15 protein-coding genes are annotated in these 20726 nt (G+C 68.9%); 1 reads left to right on the top strand and 14 read right to left on the bottom strand.

From position 1 onward, the window contains the following. Positions 1–9: 9 nt before the first annotated feature. The 14 genes from D7V88_RS16890 to D7V88_RS16825 form a co-directional block, all read right to left on the bottom strand. Positions 10–570: an OmpH/Skp family outer membrane protein gene (locus D7V88_RS16890; RefSeq protein WP_120541672.1), complete on the bottom strand. Its 561-nt coding sequence runs from the start codon at positions 568–570 to the stop codon at positions 10–12. Positions 571–683: 113 nt separating this feature from the next. After that, positions 684–3158: an outer membrane protein assembly factor BamA gene (gene bamA, locus D7V88_RS16885; protein WP_208726327.1), complete on the bottom strand. Its 2475-nt coding sequence runs from the start codon at positions 3156–3158 to the stop codon at positions 684–686. A 76-nt stretch (positions 3159–3234) separates the two neighbouring features. Beyond that, positions 3235–3909, bottom strand: coding sequence for an ABC transporter ATP-binding protein (locus tag D7V88_RS16880; protein WP_120541670.1), 675 nt, complete (start codon positions 3907–3909; stop codon positions 3235–3237). Positions 3910–3911: 2 nt separating this feature from the next. Continuing rightward, positions 3912–6284, bottom strand: a complete 2373-nt coding sequence (locus D7V88_RS16875) for an FtsX-like permease family protein (RefSeq protein WP_120541669.1) — start codon at positions 6282–6284, stop codon at positions 3912–3914. Positions 6285–6296: 12 nt separating this feature from the next. Continuing rightward, the gene (gene lysS, locus D7V88_RS16870) at positions 6297–7859 is read right to left on the bottom strand and encodes a lysine--tRNA ligase (RefSeq protein ID WP_120541668.1); all 1563 of its coding nucleotides are present in this window, start codon (positions 7857–7859) and stop codon (positions 6297–6299) included. A gap of 109 nt (positions 7860–7968) precedes the next feature. Continuing rightward, positions 7969–8349 (bottom strand): anti-sigma factor family protein, encoded by a 381-nt coding sequence (locus D7V88_RS16865; protein WP_120541667.1) that lies wholly within the window; start codon positions 8347–8349, stop codon positions 7969–7971. Then, the gene (locus D7V88_RS16860) at positions 8346–8978 is read right to left on the bottom strand and encodes an RNA polymerase sigma factor (protein ID WP_120541666.1); all 633 of its coding nucleotides are present in this window, start codon (positions 8976–8978) and stop codon (positions 8346–8348) included. Before D7V88_RS16860 ends, D7V88_RS16865 begins: the two co-directional genes overlap by 4 nt. A gap of 184 nt (positions 8979–9162) precedes the next feature. Continuing rightward, a protein-coding gene (gene prfB, locus D7V88_RS16855) for a peptide chain release factor 2 (RefSeq protein ID WP_244238191.1) occupies positions 9163–10285 on the bottom strand; the annotation gives its coding sequence in 2 pieces (ribosomal slippage) (positions 9163–10215 and positions 10217–10285; 1122 coding nt in all). A 48-nt stretch (positions 10286–10333) separates the two neighbouring features. After that, positions 10334–11653, bottom strand: coding sequence for a lipoprotein N-acyltransferase Lnb domain-containing protein (locus D7V88_RS16850; protein ID WP_120541665.1), 1320 nt, complete (start codon positions 11651–11653; stop codon positions 10334–10336). A gap of 132 nt (positions 11654–11785) precedes the next feature. After that, entirely contained in the window at positions 11786–12667 is an 882-nt protein-coding gene (gene ybeY, locus D7V88_RS16845; RefSeq protein WP_208726325.1) for an rRNA maturation RNase YbeY, read from the bottom strand. Beyond that, positions 12664–15171, bottom strand: a complete 2508-nt coding sequence (locus D7V88_RS16840; protein ID WP_120541664.1) for an HD family phosphohydrolase — start codon at positions 15169–15171, stop codon at positions 12664–12666. The genes ybeY and D7V88_RS16840 overlap by 4 nt, the downstream gene beginning before the upstream one ends. A gap of 207 nt (positions 15172–15378) precedes the next feature. Further along, positions 15379–16431 carry a PhoH family protein gene (locus tag D7V88_RS16835; protein ID WP_120541663.1) on the bottom strand — a complete coding sequence of 351 codons (1053 nt, stop codon included), beginning with the start codon at positions 16429–16431 and terminating at the stop codon, positions 15379–15381. Between the two features lie 98 nt (positions 16432–16529). Next, positions 16530–17648, bottom strand: coding sequence for a DUF4388 domain-containing protein (locus tag D7V88_RS16830; protein ID WP_120541662.1), 1119 nt, complete (start codon positions 17646–17648; stop codon positions 16530–16532). Positions 17649–17651: 3 nt separating this feature from the next. Continuing rightward, positions 17652–19772, bottom strand: a complete 2121-nt coding sequence (locus D7V88_RS16825) for a tetratricopeptide repeat protein (RefSeq protein WP_341870684.1) — start codon at positions 19770–19772, stop codon at positions 17652–17654. A gap of 153 nt (positions 19773–19925) precedes the next feature. Here D7V88_RS16825 and mazG point away from each other — a divergent pair. Next, a partial coding sequence (mazG, locus tag D7V88_RS16820; RefSeq protein ID WP_120541660.1) for a nucleoside triphosphate pyrophosphohydrolase occupies positions 19926–20726 on the top strand: 801 nt, incomplete at its 3' end.

The raw sequence follows: 20726 nt of genomic DNA, 5'->3' as shown, positions 1-20726 counted from the left end.
TCTTGTCGCCTACTTCTTGACCGGGGCGTCCTTGGCCACCGGCGCGGGCTTCTTGGTGTTGTTGTAGCTGCGCACGACCTCGTTGGAGATGTCGTACTGGCCCAGCGCGAAGACGATGCCGGAGTCGCGCTTGTCCAGCACGAAGCCCAGGCCGTCCCGCTCCGCGATGGTCGCGATGACCTGGTCGATGCGGGAGATGATGGGCTCCATCTCCTGGCGCTCCTTGTTGGCGGCTTCAGCGCGGCTGCGCTCGTACTTCTGCGCCAGCTCCATGACCTTCTTCTGGAGCTCCGTGGCCTTCTGGGTGCGCGTGGCCTCGCTCATCGCGGAAGCCTGCTTGTCGAGGAGGTCCTTCTCCTTGCGGAGCGTCTCCTGCTCGCCGTCGATCTCCTTCTGGCGGGCCTCCAGCCACTTCTGCAGACGCTGCTTGGCGGCCTTTCCGTCATCCACCTCCAGCAGCACGCGCTGCAGGTCGACGTAGGCCACCTTGAGGTCGGCGGCCGAAGCGGCAACCGGAAGGGCAAGCGACAGGACAGTGGCGGCGGCCGCCAGGGTGCTTCGAAGCGACATGGGTTACGGCTCCTCGAAAAGGGTGCTGCAGACTCCGACGTCCACCCCCCCGGCCTGTTCACTCCCACTTCTTGAGGAGGTGGGATGGCCGGGGAAGCCGGGGTCGATGCCTATCAGAAGAAGTTACCGATCGTGAACTCGAACAGGATGGGGTCGTCCGACGGCCGCTTGGTCAGCGGGATGCCCCATTCGAACCGCAGGGGCCCGATGGGCGAGAACCAGCGGAAGCCGAAGCCCGCCGAGTGGAAGAGCCCGAGGGGCAGCTTGTCCTGCCGGTCCTCGAAGAACTTCTCGTTTGAGCCAAAGGCATTGCCCGCGTCGTAGAAGAGCACGCCGCGCAGGCCGGCCTTCTCGAAGATGGGGAACTCCAGCTCGAAGTTGAAGATGAGCTGCTTGTTGCCGCCCACCCGGAACTCGGTGACGTTGGCGTCCGGGTTGTCCGCGCGGGGCACCAGGAGCGTGGGGCTGATGCTGCGCAGGTAGTAGCCGCGGATCGTGTTGATGCCGCCCACGTAGTACAGCTCGCTGATGGGCAGCGGCTTGCTGGAGTCGAGCTGCTGCACGTAGCCCATGGTGGCGTTGGTCTTGAAGACGAAGCCCAGGGGCAGCGGGAAGTACAGGCGCGAGTAGGCGGTGTAGCGGTTGAAGAGGAACGTGCCGCCCAGGAAGGACGGGGCCGTTTCCACCGAGCCGTAGTGGATGAAGCCGCGCGACGGGAAGAGGCGGTTGTCGCGGCGGTCGAACTGCACGGACAGGCGCAGCGCGCTGGTGGTGCCGGACTGGAACTGGTTGGCGAGCAACACCGCGCCAATGCCCTGCCCCGCCTGTACGTCCACGTACTCCCGCGTGTAGCCGACGGTGGCCAGCACGTCGTCCACGAGCTGACGGCCCAGGGACACGGTGCCGCCCGTGGAGTTGCGGATGAAGCCCTCGTAGTCCGCCTGCACGCGGAAGAACTCCGCGGACAGCAGGTAGTTCGTGTCGAGGAAGTACGGGTCGTAGAACGACAACTGCACGAGCGAGCGCAGGCCGGAAATCTGGGCGGACGCGGAGACGCTCTGGCCCCAGCCGAGGAAGTTGTTCTGCGACACCTGGGCCGTGAAGATGAAGTTCTCCACGTTGGAGAAGCCCAGGCCCACCTGGAAGGTGCCGGTGGCCTTCTCCTTCACCTCCACCTGCAACACGATGGCGTTGTCGGAGCTGCCCGGGTGCTGGGTGATCTCCACCGTCTCGAAGAAGCCCAGCGCGGTGACGCGCTCGCGGCTGCGGCGCACCTGGGTGCCGTTGTAGAGCTCGCCTTCGTAGACGCGCAGCTCGCGGCGGATGACCTTGTCGCGGGTCTTGTTGTTGCCGACGACGTCGATGCGCTCGATGTTGACGAGCGGCCCCTTCTGGATGTCGAAGGTGAGGTCCACCGTCTTGTCCTCGGCGTTGACGGACGTGACGGGGTTGATGTTGGCGTAGGCGTACCCCTTGTCGAAGTACACGTCGGAGACGGAGGAGATGTCCGTGGAGAGCTGGCCGCGGTTGAAGCGCTCCTTGGGACGCGACTTCATCAGCTTCGCCAGCTCTTCCGGCGGACGCTCCAGGTCGCCCGCGAAGTCGATCTTCCCGATGTCGTACGGGTCGCCTTCGACGATGTGCAGGGTGATGTAGATGTCGCGCTTGTCCGCGGACAACTGCACGGTGGGCTTGTCCACGCGCACGTTGATGAAGCCGCGGTCGTAGTAGGCGATCTGGATGACCGCGAGGTCGCGCTGGAAGGCCTCTTCGCGGTACGTGCCCTCGCCGGTGAAGAAGGACAGGAAGCCGCCCTCGCGGGTGATCATCACCGCCTTGAGCTCTTCGGCAGAGACCTTCTGGGCGCCCAGGAGGTTGATCTGCTTCACCATCACCTTCGAGTGCTCGTTGATGACGTAGACGACGTTGACCGCGGCGCCCTGCTCCACCGGGTCCAGGCGGTACGTCACCTCCGCGAGGAAGTAGCCCTTTTCGACGTACTTCTCCTGGATCTTCTTCTGCGTCGCGCGCACCGCCTCGATGTCGAGGATGGTGCCGGGCTTGAGCTCCAGTTGTTCCTTCAGGTCCTCCGCGCTGAGCTCCTCGTTGCCCTGGAGCTTCACGGCGCGGATGGTGGGGCGCTCCACGACGCGCACCACGTAGGCGATGCCGGCAGGCAGGCGCTGGACGAGCAACTGCACATCCGAGAAGTAGCCCAGGGCCCAGACGGCGCGCAGGTCCTCCGAGGTGCGGGGGCCGACGAGCGCGTCACCGACCTTGGTGCGAAGGGCGCGGCGGACGGCCTCGGCCTCCACGCGGCGGTTGCCCTCGATGCGGACCTCCACCACGCGGTCCGCGGCGGAGACGTTCGCGTCCTCGTCGGGAGACTCCGCGAGGGGGGCGTCGAGACCGGGTTCGGTGCCCGCGTCCGGAGCGGCGACGGGGGTGGCGGCGGAGGTGGACGGCGGGACGATGGCCGGCGAGCCCGCGTCCACGTCCAGTTGGGCGTGGGCAGGACCGGACCAGAGCGCCCACAGGGCGACCGCCAGCAGCGGGGGCAATGACTTGCGCAGAACGGTGAGCCTCAAGTGCAGTCCGGCCAGGAAAAGGCGGGGCAATCTACGGGATGGGCCAAGGGCCCCTCAATCCAAAAGCGAGCGGCCATCAGGCCTCCGACACCTGCCCGCCGGCCAGCCGCAGACGGCGGGGCATGGAGCGGGCGAGCGTCTCGTTGTGCGTCACGATGACGGCGGTAATCCCCAGGTCCCGGTTGACGTCCCGGAGGAGCTGGTGGATGCCCTCGCCCGTGGTGGGGTCCAGGTTGCCGGTGGGCTCGTCCGCGAGGAGCACCGCGGGCTTGAGCACCAGGGCCCGCGCGAGCGCCACGCGCTGGGCCTCGCCGCCGGACAGCTCCCCGGGGCGGTGATCCACGCGGCTGCCCAGGCCCACGCGCTCCAGAAGCTCCCGCGCGTAGGTGTAGGCCCCCGAACGCTCCCGGCGCTGGATGAGGGCCGGCATGGCCACGTTCTCCAGCGCGGTGAACTCCGGCAGCAGGTAGTGGCTCTGGAAGACGAAGCCGATGGTGCGGTTGCGGAACTCGGCGATCTCCGCGTCGTTCATGGAGAAGACGGAGCGCCCCTCGAAGAGCACCTCACCGGCGGCCGGGGCGTCCAGCGTGCCCAGGACGTGCAGGAAGGTGCTCTTGCCCGCGCCGGACGCCCCCACCATGGAGATCAGCTCCCCGGCGTGGATGTCCAACGACACGGCGCGCAGGATGTCAATGCGCTTGCCGTGCAGGAAGTAGCTCTTGAAGACGTTGCGGATGGACAACAGCGCCATGGCTACTCCGCCTTCAGACCTTCGACCGGTTCCACGCTGCTCGCCTTGAGGGCCGGGTAGATGGACGCCAGATAGGTGACGAGCACCGCGATGACCACCGCCAGTGCCGTCTGCACCGGTTCGATGCGCACCGGCAGCGCGGGGATGTAATACACCTCCGGATCCAACTTGATGCCGACCTTCTCGATGAAGAGGCACCACGCGAGCCCGGAGAACAGGCCCAACAGGCCCCCGGCCACGCCAATCTGGAGGCCTTCGGCGAGGAAGATCTTCACGATGCCGCCGTCCGGGACACCCAGGGCCTTGAGGACGGAGATTTCCTTCCGCTTCTCCAGCACCAGCATGATGACCGTGGCGACGATGAGGCCCGCGGCGACGATGATGATGATGGACAGGATGATGCCCATCACCAGCTTCTCCAGGCGCAGCGCGGAGAAGAGGTTCTTGTTCATCTCCCCCCAGTCGCGCGCACGGTAGGGATAGCCGCCCAGCACGCGCACCACCTGGTTGGAGATGCGCCGGGCGTCGTCGATGTCCGCCACCTTCAGTTCGATGCCGGTGGCGCCCTTCACGTTGAAGAAGTCCTGCGCTTCCCTGAGCAGGATGTAGACGAACTTGGAGTCGTACTCGTACATGCCCGAGTAGAAGACGCCCGCCACCCGGAACGCGCGGCTCTTGGGGATGGGACCCGAGGGGCTCAGCTCCGTGCCGAGCGGTGACACGACGTTCACCCGGTCGCCCACCACCACGCGCAGCGACGCGGCCAGCTCGCGGCCGACGATGATGCCCGGCAGCACCGTGGGCTTCGCGGGCGCGGAGGACTTGCCGATGATGGGGTCCTCCTCGTCCTTCGGCTTCGCGTCGTCGTCGTCGTCCACCGCACGGCTGGGGAGGATCTTCCCCGGCTGCTCCAGGTGGCCCAGGTCGCCGCCGGGCAGGATGTTCTGGGGCAGGTCCGTCACCGTGCCCACCGAGTCCGGGTCGATGCCCTTGATGATGACGCCGTCGACGTTGCCCTCCGACGCGATCATCACCTGGTTGATGATGAAGGGCGTCTGGCCCACGACACCGGGCACGCGCTTCACCTGCTCCATCACCTTGGCGTACTCGGGCAGCTCCCCCGCGTACTTGGACACCACCGCGTGCGCGTTGGTGCCCAGGATCTTCTGCTGGAGGTCCGCTTCGAAGCCGCTCATCACGCTGAGGACGATGATGAGCGCCATCACGCCCACGCCCACGCCGCCCACCGACAGCGCGGTCATCATCATGGTGGGGGACTGTTCGTGCAGCTTCATCCGGTGCTGCGCGGACGCGGCGGCCAGCGGATCCGCCAGGCCCAGGGACTTCACGCGCGTGCGCTCCACGGCGGCTTCCGCCCCGCGGATGATGAAGTAGATGATGAGCGGCGGGATGATGCCGAACATCAGCACCGCCAGCGCGCCCAACAGCAGCGACGGGCGGAACACGGCCACGTGGCGCCGGGCGACGAAGAGTTCGAAGCCCAGCCGCAGGTCCACCCGGCCGCTGCCCGCGGCGATGAAGCCCGTGTTGATGCCCAGCACCAGGGCCAGCACCAGCGCGGCGAAGACGAGCCAGTACCCCAGCTCCGGCCGGCCCAGGAGACCCGCGACGTACGTCACCTCCCGCAGCCGGTAGCCCAGCGCGAGCTGCAACGACGGAACGCGCTCCATCAGCGACAGGAGCAGCGGGATGGGCAGGCCCAGGTAGAAGACGCCGATGGTGGCCTCGGGTAGCGACAGCCGCTGTGCCCGGGACGCGCCCACGAAGCCGGACGCGAAGGCCACGCCCGAGCCCACGATGAGCGCGATGGCGAACGCGAGGGTGGGCGCAAGGCTCGCGCCCCCGCCGGCCTCACGCGGCGTCACGCCCCCCAGCTCCGAGGGTCCGCCGCTGGAGAGCAACGTCTGGAGCAGCAGCATCACCAGTTCGGCCAGCAGGATGCCGCCGCCGTAGGCGCCGAGCGTGCTCCAGTAGAAATCCCGGTAGCGCGCCAGGCGCGGGTACAGGGTCGACCCGGCCGCAGGACTGGGGCCTTCGGTGGAGGCGGGGGCGCGGCGGATGCCCGCGGCCACCAGTCCCCAGCCGGCCAGCCAGACGAGCGTCCCGGCCACCAGCATCTTGGGGCCGGCGATGGCCCCCACGGGGTTGGGGCCCAGGGCGAGCGCCCCGGCGTCGAAGGACTGCACGAGGCCGCCCCACCCGACGAGGGAGAGGCCCAGCGCACCGGCCACCTCGGCCCACGCCTCGGATTCGGAGATGGCCACGCCCAGGAGCGCGGCCCCCACGAGGGCCACGAGGGCACCGGCCCAGAGGAGGGGCCAGCGATAGTCGGTTTGCCGTTCGGCGGGGTGCACGAGGCCTCGTGGCTACTTCGCCAGCGGCTTGAGGAGGGGGAAAAGAATCACGTCGCGGATGCTGGCGGCGTCCGTGAACAACATGGCGAGGCGATCAATCCCGATGCCTTCGCCCGCCGTAGGGGGCATACCGTGTTCCAGGGCGCGGATGTAGTCCTCGTCGTAATCCATCGTCTCCTGCTGGCCCCGCTGCTTCGCGTCCAGTTGGGCCTGGAAGCGGCCCTTCTGGTCCAGGGGGTCGTTCAGTTCGGAGAAGGCGTTGGCGATTTCCCGGCCGGCGATGAAGAGCTCGAACCTGTCCGTGATTTCCGGGTTCTGGTCGTTGCGGCGGGCCAGCGGCGAGACGGCGGTGGGATACTGGGTGATGAAGGTGGGATGAATCAGCGTGTGCTCGACGTGGTGCTCGAACAGGGCGCCCACGAGCTCGCCGTGGTTCATGTTCTCCACGGCGCGGCGCTCCGACTCCGCGTGGGACGTCTTGAGCAGTTCGTGACGCAGCCGGTCCGCGTCCACCAGGTCCTTGTCGGACAGGCTGGGGACGACTTCGCGGATGGCCTCCGTCATGGGGATGCGCTTCCAGCCCTGGCCGAAGTCCACCGTGTGCTCGCCGTACTTCACCTTGGCGTCGCCGGTGAGGTGACGGGAGGCCTCGGTGAGCATCTCCTCGGTGAGGTCCATCAGGTCCACGTACGTGGCGTACGCCTGATAGAACTCCAGCATCGTGAACTCGGGGTTGTGCCGGGTGCTGATGCCTTCGTTGCGGAAATTGCGGTTGATCTCGTAGACCCGGTCCATGCCGCCCACCACGAGCCTCTTCAAATAGAGCTCGGGCGCGATGCGCATGTAGAGGTCGATGTCGAAGGTGTTGTGGTGCGTGATGAAGGGCCGCGCGGCCGCGCCCGTCACCAGCGGGTGCATCATCGGCGTCTCCACTTCGACGAAGTCACGCCCGTCGAGGAAGTTGCGGATGAACTTCACCAGCTTGCTGCGCTTCAGAAAGACCTGCTTCACGTCCGGGTTGGAGATGAGGTCCAGGTAGCGCTGGCGGTAGCGGATCTCCACGTCCGTCAGGCCGTGCCACTTCTCCGGCATGGGGCGCAGCGTCTTGGTGAGCGGGACGAACTTCGCGGCGGACAGCGTCAGTTCGCCCGTCTTGCTGCGGAACAGCGGCCCCTGAGCGGCGACGAAGTCACCCAGGTCGCACAGCTTGAAGACCTCGTAGAGGTCCCCGAGCGCGTCCTTCTTCACGTGCACCTGGATTTCGCCGGAGCGGTCGCGCAGCTTGATGAACGCGGCCTTGCCGAACGAGCGCATGGCCACGATGCGGCCGGCGACGTCGTAGACGGGCGCGTCCTTCTCCAGGTCCTCGGTGGAGTGCGTGTCGTGCTTCGCGAGGATCTCCGCCGCGTGGTGCTGGGGGCGGTAGCCGTTGCCGTACGGGTTGAAGCCCGCGGCGCGCCACTTGTCGGCCTTGTCCAACCGCTGCTGGTAGATCTCCTGCTCCACGTTGGAGCCGAGATCCGCCGTTTCGCCGCTCTTCACACCAGGGGGGGTCTTGTTATCGGTCTCGGCCATGACGCGCTTTCCAGAAAGGCGCGGCACGCTAGCCAAGCGGCCCCCGGGACGCAACGCATCACGGCGGATGGCGCACGACGGAGGTTGCCTCCCCAGAGGGTGGCGGGCCTCAGGAGGACATCAAAAGAAATGCGCCCACCGCCGCGGCCAGGAGCAGCGGGATGAGCACTTCCACGGGAAAGCGGTGATTCGCATGGGCCAGGTACAGCCCGCGCAGGCCGAACCGGCGCTGCCGGCGGATGCGGCCGGCGACCAGCGACGCGAGCGCGGGCGGGGCCTTCTCCCGCTCCACGGTGCGCACCCGCTGCACCGTGCGTGCGTAGCGGTCCCACCCCTGGCGGCACTCCGCGCAGTCGTCCAGGTGACTCTGCACGGCCTGGGCCTGGGGGGCGGGCAGCTCTTCGTCGGCGAGCGCCAGGAACAGGGCCCTCGCCTCGCGGTGATCCAATCGCGGTTCCAAGTCCGTTCCTCTCCGCTGCAGGCCGCTCATGGTTCGAACCGCCCCAGCAGGTCCGCCAGCTTCTCGCGTGCCCGGTGGAGCCGGCTCTTCACGGTCCCCTCGGGCAGCTCGGTGATGTCCACAATCTCGTCGTAGCTCAGGCCTTCGATGTCGCGCAGCGCCACCAGCATGCGCGCATCCGGCTCCAACTGGGAAATCGCCCGCTGCACCCGGGCCCGCTCGCGCGCCGCGTCCAGGGCGGCGTCCGGCTGCGGAGGCGCACCCCCGCCTTCCGCGATGGCCGCGGCGCTCGTCTCGTCGTATTCGTCCGAGCGGCCCCGCCCCCGGCGTTGCAGGTACTTCAGCCGGTTGAGGCAGTGGTTCTTGGTGATGCGGAACAGCCACGTGGACAGCCGCGCGTCCTCGCGGAAGCGGCGCACGTTCTGGTGCACGCTGACGAAGATCTCCTGCACCAGGTCGTGGGCCTCCTCACGGTCGCCCACCATGCGGAAGCAGAAGTCGTAGAGCCGGTCCTGGTGCTCGCGCACCAGCTCCTCGAAGGCGCCCGGGTCGCCCCGACGCAGCCGGACGAGCAGCGCCTGCTCCTCACGGCGCACGTCCGGGACGGCCGCGCTGGCCAGGGCCTCCTGTCCGACTTCGAGCATTCCGCCCGATGCCACCCGTGCCTCCCGGCCATGGACCTTCCGCTGTTCCTGGAAAGGCCCGCTCCGCATCCTACCGCACCACCCTGCCCTGCCCCCTGACACCGGCCCGTGGAAAAGGTTCCCGGACACGAAAAACCCCTCCCCCGGCGAATGCTTGCCGGTGGAGGGGTGGAAGGTTTCCAGCCTGGGAGGACGGGGGTTAGTCCGCGGCGGCGTTGCGGTTCGGGTTCTTCACGCCCAGGAGCTGCGCAGTGACGAACTCGTCCAGGTCGCCGTCCAGCACCTTGTCCACGTTGCCCGTCTCGATGCCGGTGCGCAGGTCCTTGACCATGCGGTACGGCGCCAGCACGTAGCTGCGGATCTGCGAGCCGAAGGTGATGTCCTTCTTGGCCGCCTCCGCCGCGTCGCGTTCGGCATCGCGCTTCTTCATCTCCAGCTCGTACAGGCGGCCGCGCAGGATCTGGAACGCCATGTCCTTGTTGGCCGACTGCGAGCGCTCCGTCTGGCAGGTGATCATGATGCCCGTGGGCAGGTGCCGTAGCTGCGCCGTGGACGAAGTCTTGTTGACCTTCTGGCCACCCGCGCCGCTGCCGCGGATGAACTTCAACTCGTAGTCCTTCTCCGGCAGGTCGATTTGGATGCTGTCGTCGACCTCCGGGTACACGTCCACGGACGCGAAGGCCGTCTGTCGGCGCGCGTTGGCGTCGAAGGGGCTGATGCGCACGAGCCGGTGCACGCCCACCTCCGCCTTGAGGTAGCCGTAGGCGTTCTCGCCCTCGATGCGCAGCGAGACGTTCTTGAAGCCCGCCTCTTCGCCCGGCAACGCGTCGCTGATCTCGACCTTCCAGCCCTTCGTCTCGCCGTAGCGCGTGTACATGCGCATGAGCATGGCGGCCCAGTCCATGGAGTCCGTGCCGCCCGCGCCCGGGTTGATGTCCATGAAGCAGTTGCTGTGGTCCTGCGGTCCGGAAAGCATCCGCGCGAGCTCCAGCTTCGCGACCTCGCCCTCCAGCCCCGCGAGAGTGCCTTCGGCTTCCTGGGCACTGGCCTCGTCGTTCATCTCCGCCGCCAGCTCCAGCAGCGTCTGCGCGTCGTCCAGCCCGCGCATCGTCTTGTCGAAGGCGCCCACGCTGGCCTCCAGCGTGGACTTCTCCTTCAACAGCCCCTGGGCCTTGGTGTTGTCGTCCCAGAAGCCGGGCTGCGTGGAGTCACGTTCAATCAGCGCGATGCGGGACCGCTTGCGGTCCAGGTCAAAGATGCCCCCGGAGCGCGTTGAGGCGCTCCTTCAGGGCGTGGATCGTCTCCATCGAGTTGTTGGCCATGGTGTTCGTCGTCCTTCGTGTTGGGAGGTTTTGAAAAGTCGTTCTGCTTCAGGAAGCCTTGAGCGAGGGCACCTGCGCGTCCTCACGGCGGGACGCGGGCTCCCTGACCGCAGCGCGAGCGCGCAGCCGGTCCAGCCAGAAGGCCCCTGCCATGCCCAGCGAGATGGGCAGGATGAGCGCGACGAGCCGCCAGTTGTCCTGGTCGAACCAGGGCAGCACCTTGAGCACCACGCCCAGCGCGCCCGTGGCCGCGAGGAAGCCCCACACCCACTTGAGCCGCGCTCTGGCCCTCACGCTGTTCCACGTCAGGCGCAGGCCGTACGGCACCGCCAGCAGCGTCACCGGGTTGGCGAGGAAGAGGTTCTCGTTGTGGTGCGTCACCACGTGGTCCGTGCCGATCCACATCACCACGAGCGCGAGCCCCGGGATGCCCAGCACCAGCCCCACCAGCATGTTCTCCACGCCCAGGAGGATGCGCGCCGCGCGGCTGCCCCGGCGCTCCCACGCGGCGAGCCCCAGCGCGCTGGCGCCCAGCAGCACGCCCAGGGCGAAGATCCACGGGCCGAAGTTCGGCGGCGTGGCCGGCGGGCGGGGACGCGACGAGGCGAAGTAGTTCCACTGCTTCTCCACCAGCGACACCGGCTGACCGTCCGCGCCGGGCACCTTCAGCTCCGCCACCTGCTGCTCCAGCTCGTCCGGGAGGAAGGCCTCCTCGCGACGGGTGATGGGCTTGTCGATGGAGTCGTTCATCATGAAGTCGAGCAGCAGGCTCATGGGCGGATTCACCGCCGTGTAGCGCCGCGTGTGCTCGCGCAGGTTCATGCGCGCCGGGGCCCGCTCCGCCTCGCTCAGGCGGCCGCCCACGGCCGAGTCGATCATGTCGCGCAGCCGCGTCACGCAGTTGTCGCTGTAGTGCTCGTACAGGTACTCGCGGTTCTCCGGCAGCACATTGTCCGCCAGCCGCTTCGCCACCTTCACGCGCTGCTCCGGCGTGAGGTTCAACTCCTGCACGCGCACGTCGCGGCCCAGCGACTTGTAGAGGCGGAAGGTGCCGTTGACGCTCGACTCGCCCACCCAGAACTCCAGGCGGCCCTTGGCGAAGCGCACCACGGTCTCGTCGTCGAACGAATACATCCCGTAGTTGTAGAGGCGCTGCATCTGCCGGGCGCGATCCTCCACCACCAGCGAGCCGTGGCCCCACCACGCGAAGACGTCGTCACCGGGGCTGAACGTCACCAGCCAGATGGACAGGTCCTCGCCCCGGCTGTCGCCCGTGCCCCACGGCGGCACCGAGGCGGCGCGCGCGGGGGACGTCAGCAGGAGGAGGCCAAGCAGGCTTGAGAGTGCGAGAGACGACAGGCGGGGCATCGTTCCATCCAACACACGGAAGGGCGGGCCCCACCTACCTATCACGCAGCGCCCCCGACTCAACGGCGGGGACGCAGGGGTGTCGGCCGCCCGAGGGAAGCCCCGGGGCCCCGGAAGGCCCCGGAGCGGGCTTCAGATGAGCTTGGCCCGACGAGCCCGCGAGTCGATGGTCAGCGAGTCCGCCACCATCCCCCGCTCGCCCAGGAGCTGCTCCTCCAGGGCCGCCATGCGCTTGGCGTCGCGCGGCTTCTCGTGGTCGTGCCCCAACAGGTGCAACAGGCCGTGCGCGAGGTAGCGGCCCATCTCCGACTCCAGCGTGCGGCCGTACTCCTTCGCCTGCCGCTTCGCCGTGTCGATGGAGATGACCACGTCCCCCAGCGGACGCGGCCCCGGCGTGCCCTTGGGCTGATCCCCCGCGGGGAAGGACAACACGTCCGTGGCCTTGTCCTTCTGGCGCCAGGTGCGGTTGAGCCGGCGGATGGCCCGGTCCCCCACGAGCGACAGCGACAGCTCGCAGTTGGTGAGCCCCAGTTGCTTCAGGTAGTCGCGGCTCCAGGTGGTGAGCAGGCGCTCGTAGTCCTCGCCCTGCCCGTGCGCCACCTGCACCGTCACCTGGTTGTCCTGGGCCTTGGGCTTCGGATCCGGCTTCTCGATGTGCGCCAACTCCACGCGGAACGCCGGTGCGCAGATGGACCAGTAGTCGCACGCGCCCTGCGAATCGTTGCGGTACACGACGCGCTTGCCGCGCGGCACCAGGCCCACTTCGCCCGCGCCGATGCGTTCGCGCTTGCCCTCCACGAGGATGGTCAGCTCGCCCGTGAGGACGAGCACCACCTCGTCGAACTCCGGCGTCTGCGCGGGTTCGCTCCATCCCGGGGGCGCCCGCATGCGCGCCACCGACGCGGACTCCGTCTCCGTGCTGGCCGCGCCGACGAACTCCTCGATGCGCTTGCCGTCGTCCCGGGGAATCACCTTGCCCTTGCGAAGCTTCACGCCCTCCACCTTGCGGCTCATGACATGCCCGCCGTTCTCACCTTCGTGTCCTTCGCCTCTGGCTTCACCGGGGCCGGCGCCATCATCAGCGGCGAGCCCGACTTGCCCCCACCCATCGCACCCGCCGGGTACACCGGACGCGTGTGGTAGATGCCTTCCAGCGTGTGCAGGAAGGACTGAGAGATGAGGTTCAGGTCCTTGAGCGTCAAGTCACACTCGTCGAGCTGACCTTCGGAGAAGATGATGTTGATGATCTTCTGCACCTGCGCATGCAGCTTCGCGCTGGTGGGGTCCGGCATGGACCGCGTGGAGGCCTCCACCGCGTCGGCGATCATCACCAGCGCCGCCTCGCGGAACTGGGGCTTCGGGCCCGGATAGCGGTAGATGCTCTCATCGATGGGCGGCGCGCCTTCCTTGCCCTCCTGCTCCTTGAGGGCCTTGTGGAAGAAGAAGCCCACCGTGCGCGTGCCGTGGTGCTGGGGGATGGCGTCCGCCACCAGCTTGGGCAGGCGGTACTGCCGGGCCATCTCCAGGCCTTCCGTCACGTGGCGCTTGATGATGACCGCGCTCATCGCGGGCGCGAGCCCGTCATGCCGGTTCTCGCCCTTCTGGTTCTCCCCGAAGTAGAGCGGATTCCGACCCTTGCCGATGTCGTGGTAGTACGCGCACGAGCGCGCCAGCAGCGGGTTCGCGCCGATGGTCTCCGCCGCGTTCTCCACCAGCGTCCCGATGATGATGGAGTGGTGGTACGTGCCGGGCGCCTGGACGATGAGTTCCTTGAGCGCCGGGTGGTTCAGGTTCGCCAGCTCCAAGAGCTTGATGTCCGACGCGTAGCCGAACGTGGCCTCGATGAGTGGCGTCAGCGCCATCACCATCACGGGCACCGCCAGCGCCGTGCCGAAGAACGCGCACACCGCCGTGACGACCGTGTCGCCCGCCAGCCCCTTGCCCTCCACGAGGAACAGGAACAGGACGGCCACGAGGTTCGCGATGCCGGTGATGAGTCCCGCCCGGAAGATGCCCACGCGGTCCTTCGCCTTGACGATGCGGTCCGCCGCCACCAGCGAGCCCACCAGCGTGTAGATGCCGAACGCCAGCGAGTTGCCCAGCATCACGCCCGCGAGGCACGCGAACACCATGGCGAAGAACAGCGCCAGCTCCTGCGTGAGGATGAAGCGCACCAGCATCGCGCCCGCCGCCACCGGGAAGGCGTAATAGAAGGCCTCGATGGGCAGCGCCGTGTAGCGATCCTGCACCGCGTCCGCGATGGACACCCAGATTTGGAGCAGGCCCAACAGGCCCACCAGCAGCAGGCCCAGGAGCACGCCGTCCTTGCGCGTGGGACGGAAGCGACGGAAGGCCGCGCGGCAGAAGCCGTAGAAGGCCACCACCAGCAGCGACACCAGGCCCGTGCCGCCCACCTGGAGCTGCAGGAGGTCCAGGCGGTCCGTCTGCGCGCGCATGCCGCGCAGCATCACCAGGTGCGTTTCGTTGACGAGCTCCCCGTCGCCGATGACGCGCTGGCCCTTCTTGATGGAGATGACCGCGTCCTTCACCGCGTCGCCCGCGAGCCTGCGGCGCAGGTCCGTCTCCGCGATGTTGATGGTCAGGCTGGGGCGCACCAGCCGCTTGGCGATGCGCAGCACGGCGCGGCGCTGGACGGCGGGGGACTCCGGCAGCACGTTGCCCGGCACGGAGGCGAACCGGTCCAACTCCTGGTGCGCCTCCCGCATGTCCACCACCTGCGTGGCGGCGGCGGGCAGCGACTCCTCGTTCTTGTGCTGCACGTCGCGCACGGTGAGGCCCTGGGGGGCCTCGCGCACCAGCTCGTCGCGTGAGCTGGCCACGTACACCGGGCCTCGGTCGGCGCGGTAGGCGCGGTCGAGCAGCACCAGCGTGGCGGACTCCGACTCCCCGGAGAAGCCGTTGGTGATGAGCGCCTGGAAGTCCTCTCCCTCCAGACCCGCGTCCCGCTGGCCGAAGAGCTGCTCCTGGAACTGGGCCTGCATCTCCTCGCGGTCGCGGCGCTGGCGCTCCAGGGCCTCCGGGGTGGGCGGCACCGGGCGGCGGCGCTTCGCGTTGCCCTCCTCCGGCGTGGCCTCCTCGGCGCGGGCTTCCTTCTCCTCTTCCAGGCGCTCGCGGGCGGTGGCGAAGGCGGCGCGCACGGACGCGCGCAGGTTGCCCACCACGGCGGGATTCAGGTCGTACACCGGGCGCACCGCGCTGCGGGCCTCGCGGCGGCGCTGCTGCGTCATCGCCTGATGCACGATGTCGTAGTCGCGCGCGGCCTTGAACCCCGCGGGCGAATTGGCCCGGAAGGGCTTGCCCACGTTGTCTTCCGTCAGCGCGGGGATCTGCTGGCTGTAGAGGCCCGGGGAGATGACGAAGCCCGCGCCCACCGACACCACCAGCAGCAAGAGGCCCTGGACGATGCGTCGGCCCCAATCCCCACGTCCGAGTCCCAGGCGCACCGCGAGCGCGTCCAACGGACTGGGCTCGGGGGCGGGTGATTCAGGCTCGGCCATGGGGGGACTCCTCACCCGGGAAAGGCGTCAAAGGCTCCATAGAAGGCAGCAGCGACGCGGAAAATTCGTGAGGGTGGGACAGCCGCCGCCCGGACGCCAGTTCGCTCTGCAAAAAATGACGGTGGGCGAACAAGCCAGGATGTAGGCCAGCAAGCGACTCCACCCCCACCCCGGCGAAAGCCTGGGAGCGGGGGTGGAGGCGAAACGTCACTCCTGCGAACCGCCGGACGGAGCCTCGCGGGGGGACTGCGCCTGCTTCTGGGCGTTCTCCGAGCGCTCGTACGCGCGGATGACTTCCTGCACCAGCGGGTGGCGCACGACGTCGACGTCGGAGAACTCCGAGAAGTGGATGCCGTCGATGTTCTTGAGCACCGTTCGCGCGTGGTTCAGGCCGGACAGCTTGCCCGTGGGCAGGTCCACCTGCGTCACGTCGCCGGTGATGACCGCCTTGCTGTTGTAGCCCAGGCGGGTGAGGAACATCTTCATCTGCTCCACGGTGGTGTTCTGCGCCTCGTCGAGGATGACGAAGGCGTCGTTGAGGGTGCGGCCGCGCATGAACGCGAGCGGCGCCACCTCCACCACCCCCTGCTCCACCAGCGTCTGGGCGCGCTCCACGGCCATCATGTCGTGCAGTGCGTCGTAGAGCGGGCGCAGGTAGGGATTCACCTTCTCCGCCATGTCGCCGGGCAGGAAGCCGAGCTTCTCACCGGCCTCCACGGCGGGGCGCGCCAGGATGATGCGCTTGACCTTGCGCTCCTGGAGGAAGGCGACCGCCATGGCCATGGCGAGGTACGTCTTGCCGGTGCCGGCGGGGCCCACGCCGAAGACGATGTCGTGGGCGCGAATGGCGTCCACGTAGCGCTTCTGCGCGATGCTCTTGGGGGCGATCTGCCGGTTGCCGGTGCTCTTGAGGACCGTTCCGAGCATGACCTCCTGCAGCGACTCCGTGCCGCGGCCCAGGACCTTGATGGCCTGCTCCACGTCCTCACGGTAGACGGTGCGGCCGGCGCGGATCATCTCCTCGAGGTTCTCCACGAGGCGCACCGCGAAGGCGACGGCGTCCGCGGGGCCCGACAGGAGCAGCTCCGTACCGCGCTGCCCTACCCGGACGCCCAGGCGCCGCTCCATCAGCTTGAGGTTCTCGTTCTGATTTCCGCACAGGGCCTGGGTCGTCTCGTTGTCACGGACGTCCACCTTGGCGGAGGTGGGAGTGGTTTCTGCGCGAGCAGCGGGCACTTCCAGCGTGGCGGGGTTTCGCAATGCGCGTCGTTCCTCGTTCAGTGGTCGCTCGCCGACAACGTAACGCCGCCCTCCCACCCGTGCCCGGTGGACCTCCAGGACGACCTCTTGGAAGCAGGCTAGCGCACGGGCGGTAGGAGGATGAACTGCCGAGCGGCCAGCCGACGGTAATAGTACTGCTCCCGCCACGGGTAGCGCAGCTCCTCCGGGGACAACAATCCGGCATCCACCAATGCATCCAGCCGTTCCGGCAGGGTTCCCTTCTCCAACTGGAACACCTCCAGCGCGGCTTCGATGCGGACGCGTTGCGCCTGGGCAATCTGACGCTGGGCGGCGGGATCGCCCAGGACGGTGGCGCCGGACTCCGGCCCCCTGCCCCCCACCCACCGGGAGGCGATGAAGGCCAGGGCCGCGAGGACGGCCATGGTCACCAGGACGCGGCCCACCGGGCCCGCCACGCGGGCGACGAGGCGGGTGTCCTCGGGGACGGGGGCGCGCCCTTCCGGGTCGATGACGCGCACATAGTCGCCCTTGACCAGATTGTAGAGCGCCTTGCAGGTCTCGAATTCACCCAGGCAGCACAGGTCCACGAGCTTGCGCAGGTCACGCCCGACGGCGATCTCCTCGTAGACGTGGCGCTCCGAGTGCCCGATGGCGCCCAGCTCCCCGCCCTCGTCGGCGTTGGGGCGGGGTACGGGCAGCGCCTTGACGCGCTCGAAGGTCATGTCGTCGCGGTGGATGCGCTTCCGGATGACGGGCCACTCGTCCACCATCCGGAAGCCCTCCATCAGCACCGTCTCCGCGCGCAGCGGGGTGATGCCTTCGGGGCCCGGTTCCACCGGTTCCTGGATGAATTCGTAGGTGCCCGCCTTCCAGGTGAAGAGGCGGTAGAGCGTCTCCGTCACCTGGAGCTGGGCCATCTGCTGGAAGCGCTCGGCGGTGAGCGCGTGGCTGGTCACCAGCACGTCCCCCAGTCGCTTGAGGGTGCGCTTCTGCACCTCCAGCGCGGCCTCCAACTGGGTCTCGGTGATGATCTCCGCGCGCACCAGCATGGCGCCGATGAGCTCCTTGCGCTTCCGGGTGATGCCTTCGGCCTTGATGATGTGGCCGTCCTGGAAGCCGACGCGCACCTCCTGGTCCTTGTTCCGGAAGTGGAGCGTGCCCGTCTTCTGCTGCTGCCCGATGAGCTGAAGGATGTCGCCGATGCCGAAATCCTTGAGGGTGCCCTTGAGGGACATGGATCAGGCCTCCCCTCGCTGGAGGCGGCGCAGACCGCGCAGCGTCAGCAGGTAGACGAAGCAGAGCACGAGGCCCGCAGGCACGAGCTTGAGGTACAGCGGCGCGTCTCCGTACGGGGTGCGGACAAGGCCCCGGTGGAGCACCAGCGCGGCCAGGGAGAAGCTGAACACGAAGGCGTAGAGGGCGCCCCGAACCGGCAGGCCCGTGATGACGTGGCCCGCGCCGGACACCAGTCCGCCCAGCCCGTACGTCATCCGCTTCGTCCAGGCCTGATGGCGGTCCACCTCCTGCTGCTTGCGCGAGCGGACCTCCTTGGGCACCTGGCTCTTGCGCGCGTAGACATGGACGCACTGGCCGCACATGGCGCTGCCCACGCCCAGGTCCTTGTCGCAGCGCTGGCACACCGCCCGGCCGCACCGGTCGCAGTCGCGCGACGCCTTCATCCGCGAGCCCGCTTCACCCATCAGCGCCAGGAGCGCCGCGAGTCCCGCCGTCAGCGCCCAGCCCACCGGGCCCTGGGGAAGGGCGTGCGACAGCCACCGGCCCACCTGGGCCTCCACGCGCGCGCCCTCCGCCGCGCCGTCGGCCAGCTCCATCCAGTCGCCCTCCGGAATCGACGGCGCCAGGAGCAGCAGGTTGAGCAGGGGGCGGTCCTCCGGGGGAGGCTCACGGCGCAGCAGCGATTCGTCCAGCGACTGCGCGGTGGCGCTCGCCGTGGTGGCGCGCTCCAGCTCCTTGCTCAACTGTTCGTCCGGCACCTGCCGGGCCCGGCGCCGGTACACCTGCGCGAGGTTGTAGTGCGGCGCCGCCATCCTCGGGTCCGCCTGCGCGGCCTGGTTGTAGAGGGGCAGCGCGCCCTCCGCGTCCCCCAGGCCCACCAGCACGTTGCCAAAGCGCGTGAGCAGCCGCGCGTCCCCGCCGCGCAGGGCGGAGGCGGCCTTGAAGTCCGCCCTCGCCTCCTCCAGCAGGCCGCGACGGGATTCGTAGAAGGCGAGCGCGCCCAGTTCCTGGAAGCGGGCCGTCCGGGCCTCGGCGCGCGCACGCACCCGCGCCGCCGCGCCGTCCGCGGACAGACCGCCGCGCTCCAGCAGGTAGACGTCCTCCGCGGGCGTGCCGGCGAAGACGGTGAAGCGCACCAGCGCCCCGGCCGCGAGCGGCATCACGCCCAGGCCCATGAGCAGCACCACCGCCACCCAGCGCTCGGCGCGGCCCAGGTACAGCGCGACCACGGCGAAGAGCAGCAGCAGTTGCGGCACCAGCCCCACGCCCAGCACCGCGGGCAGCGCCAGGAGCAGCAGGCCCAGGAGCGCCGACTGCCAGCGCGCCACCGCCCGGGGGAACAGGTGGTGGAAGTCATGCAGCGCGTAGCGGATCCGCCGCAGGAAGAGCACGGCAACCACCGCGACCGCCGTGGCCGCCCACGCCGCGAGCGCCACCGCGCCCAGGTCCGTGAGCGCCGGCCTTCGGTAGCGCGCGTCCTTCGCCAGCGTCACGAGCGCCGTCCTCCATTCGCCCAGGAAGCGCGGCAGGTTCAGCGGGTCCTCCACCGCGTACGTCTCCGCCCGGGCGAAGCGCGCCGAGGGCAGTCCCGGCGACAGGGTCACCGCCACGTCCAGCAGCGCCAGCGTCCCGGTGAGGTCCCCGGCGCGGCGGCGGACCTCGGCCTCGCGCAGGAAGCCCACGCTCAGGGGCTCCAGGTCCGTGGCGAGGATCTCCTCGCGCAGCTTGAGCAGTTCCTGCTGGGCGGTCTGCGCGGCGGCCCTGTCGTTGCGGGCGCGGGCCTGCTTCCACCGCTCCCACACCGCCAGCAGATCCGCGTCCACTACCCTGGGGGCCATCACCGGCGTGGGGCCGGGGCGCGGCGGGACGACGACGGGCTCGGGCTCCACCGGCGCGGCGGGCACCACCACGGGCTTGGGTGGCGGGGTGACGACGCGGCCCCTGCCCGTGGCACGCCGGGGCTCCGGATCCGGTTCGTCCATCACCTCTTCCTCAGGCTCCGGATCGTCGTGGACGGTGGCGTCCCCGGGGTCGGTCTCCTGAGGATCTTCCAGATAGGTTTCCTGGATGCGCGTGGGTGCGTCCTGCATCAACGCAGGGGCGCGCGCGGGGACAAGCAGCACGAGGCAACAACACAGGCCGAGGAACGAGCGGAGCATCCGAGCGGGCGATGATAGGCGACAGCGGGGACGACACGAAATCATGAGTCCCCGTTCCCCCTGCGCTCCCACGTGCTACAGGAGCGCCCGGCGGGGGATTGCACGGGAGCAAAACGCATGGCGGCGCCTGGATCAGAGCTGGAACGACTGGTGGGGATCATGCAGCGGCTGCGGGCCGAGGGCGGCTGCCCGTGGGACCGCGAACAGGACCTGCGCTCGCTGCGCCCCTACCTGACCGAGGAGGCATTCGAGGTCCTGGACGAGATGGACCGCGTCTCCGACGGCGGCCCCTGGCGCCCCCTGTGTGAAGAGCTGGGGGACCTGCTCTTCCAGATCGTCTTCCATGCCCAGCTCGCGGCGGAGCTGGGCGAATTCACGATGGCGGACGTCTGCGCGGCCATCAGCGACAAGATCACCAGCCGGCACCCCCATGTGTTCGGCACCGAGCAGGTGAAGGGCGCCGAACAGGTGCTCTCCAACTGGGCGAAGCTGAAGGCGGACGAGCGCAAGAAGAAGACGGGGCGCGCGGGTTCGGTGCTGGACGGGGTGCCCACCGCGGCCCCCTCCCTGCTGCGCGCCGAGCGCCTCACCGAGAAGGCCAGCCGGCTGGGCTTCGACTGGCCGGACCTCGCCGGGGTGCGCGGCAAGCTGGACGAGGAGCTGCGGGAGCTGGACGAGGCCATCGCGGCCGGCGGCCGGGACGCCATCGAACACGAGCTGGGGGATGTCCTGTTCTCGCTCGCGAACCTCGCCCGCTTCGTGAAGACGCCGGCGGAGGACGCGCTGCGCATGGCCTCGCGCCGCTTCGTCACCCGGTTCCAGTACATCGAGGCCCGGCTGCACGAAGAGGACGTGCCCTTCGGTGGCGCGACCCTGGAGCACATGGAGCGCCACTGGCAGGGCGCCAAGGCCCAGGAG

It is taken from the genome of Corallococcus terminator, from assembly GCF_003611635.1.
GTDB lineage: Bacteria > Myxococcota > Myxococcia > Myxococcales > Myxococcaceae > Corallococcus > Corallococcus terminator.
This window is presented reverse-complemented; position numbering and strand designations above follow the sequence as displayed.